Consider the following 2,017-nt stretch of genomic DNA (forward strand, 5'->3'; position numbering starts at 1 on the left):
AAAAGGCATAGATGGTGAAGCAAAAACATTCATCATCATATGACGCTTGCTCCCATAGAGGCAATAAGAAACATTATGATGCTTCTGCCAGTGTGATCTCATCTTATTCTGAAAAGCAAGTGGATCTTCAAATCCGGAGAAGTTCTGAAACTCGTCAATGCAGACAACAAATTGTAGTTTGCTTCCAGCAGCTATCTTTTCAGGGAGATCAATTATCTCATCAGGATGCTTTTTTACCTCCTGCCAGTCAAATCCAATGTTAAAATCCGTTCCCGGAACTGGACTGAATGTAATTTTAGGTACAATCCGGCCCATGAATTTTTTTGCATTCTCTAGTATAACCCCGGCTTTTGTTGATGAGGCTTTAAGTACTTTAGTCGCATAATGTTGATAAAACTGTTCTTCTGTTCTGACATTATTAAGATCAATAAAACAAAATCGAATATCCTTTCTTTTCCCGGTGACCACACCGGCAGCTTTTATCACAAGTGAAGATTTTCCCCACCTGCGGGGAGATATGATGATGGTATTTACTGAAGAAATGAAGTTAAATACCAGCTTTTCAACTTCAACTTCCCTATCAGTAAAATCCTCATCTGCAGCTATTTTTCCAAAAGTAAAAGGTGTTTTCATATATAAATTATTCATTTGAAAAGTTGCATGGAGCACCCATATATTTTATAGTCATCATTGTTTTGTGTTTCCAAAATCACGAATGTTCCGTTATGATCTTTTTTATAAAGATAAGAAAAATTACTTAACCATTTAGTAAGTTACTAAATGGTAACTTACTAAATGGTTAGTTACGGCACTTGGATTTTTCCAACCAGAAAGCATCTGAACCCTTAACCATTGAGAGAAACCGCAGTTCTAATCAAATCTAAAATTTCAATACAGGGAAGCATAAACTGTTTTCATAAAAATCATTCATTTTTATCCCATCATGTTCTCAATATTATCCGATTTCGGCTACGTTCAGCCTCCTCACCCAATTCAACAACCTTTGTTTCTGCCGCCAGAGCGAAGTCGAAGGCGCATCGTTAAGGGAATCGCCTTAACGTTTCAAAGCTGCTTTAATTCCAAGGATGTTTACCGAAGGCAAAGAATTCCCCTTTTCTCCGCCCACTAATACCTTAAATCGTATGCAATCCGTGCCGATTTCATACCAGAGTTCAACAGGAGCCTCCACACCCAAACCTTTTGAATATTTTTCACCCTCTACCGTTATCGAATCGCCTCCAACAGCCCGGTTATTTACAGGTTTGCCTTGGAAATTACCATAATTCACCGGAACCATATCGGATAAATACACCGTATCCCCATTCCTGGTAATCAACCTGGCATCAGCCAATACTGCCCGGGTTTTCTTCCCTGAAGGATCATTTATAAGAATTCCCAATTTGCAGATTCTTCTTAAAGGAATATCAACGGACTGCTTCTGCTGTTTGTTATTGTTCAAAAACCTGCTTTTGTACAACGGGATAAGCACATCGTAATCAGCAGCTGTAACAGTACTGGCAATTCTTTCCGGTGCAAAAGCCCTTGCCTTGATAGATGCCTTCTTGATTATTCTGAAAGTACCCGTATATAAAGGAGATCGGAAGGTAGGTTCCGAACCGTCCAGAGTGAAATGTATTTCAGCCCCTTTGGTAGTACAGGTCATTGAAACAGGTTCCGTATATTTGAGGGCATAAGTCCTGGGACTTATCATTACTGCATCAGTATAAGGTGTTTCGCGCATCAATCCGGAGACATCATCATTTCGGCCGTCAATTGGCCTGAACCGGAAACAATAATTTATCACCGGAGGAACGTCACCGTGATTAAAAGTACCGGCAATTCTTTCTTTTTCAGTATGATAACCCAAAACAATTGAAAATCTGTCGTTAAGATCATTATTCCCGGTATGAGCAGGGTATTTAATGGCAAAAGCATCAAAAACAGGCTGGCCCAATATGGCAAATCCCAGACCTCCTTTATCCGTCAAGGTTAACCAACGTACATCACTCTTGATTCC

The 2,017-nt window shown here is 39.6% G+C and carries 2 protein-coding genes; both read right to left on the reverse strand.

Features of this window, described 5'->3' with window-relative positions; genetic code table 11:
- On the reverse strand, nt 1-633 hold a 633-nt coding region (locus Q8907_16715), incomplete at its 3' end, for an ATPase (GenBank protein ID MDP4275911.1).
- Between the two features lie 421 nt (nt 634-1,054).
- Nucleotides 1,055-2,017: NPCBM/NEW2 domain-containing protein (locus tag Q8907_16720; protein MDP4275912.1), on the reverse strand; the 963-nt coding region annotated here is incomplete at its 5' end.

The organism is Bacteroidota bacterium (genome assembly GCA_030706565.1).
GTDB lineage: Bacteria > Bacteroidota > Bacteroidia > Bacteroidales > JAUZOH01 > JAUZOH01.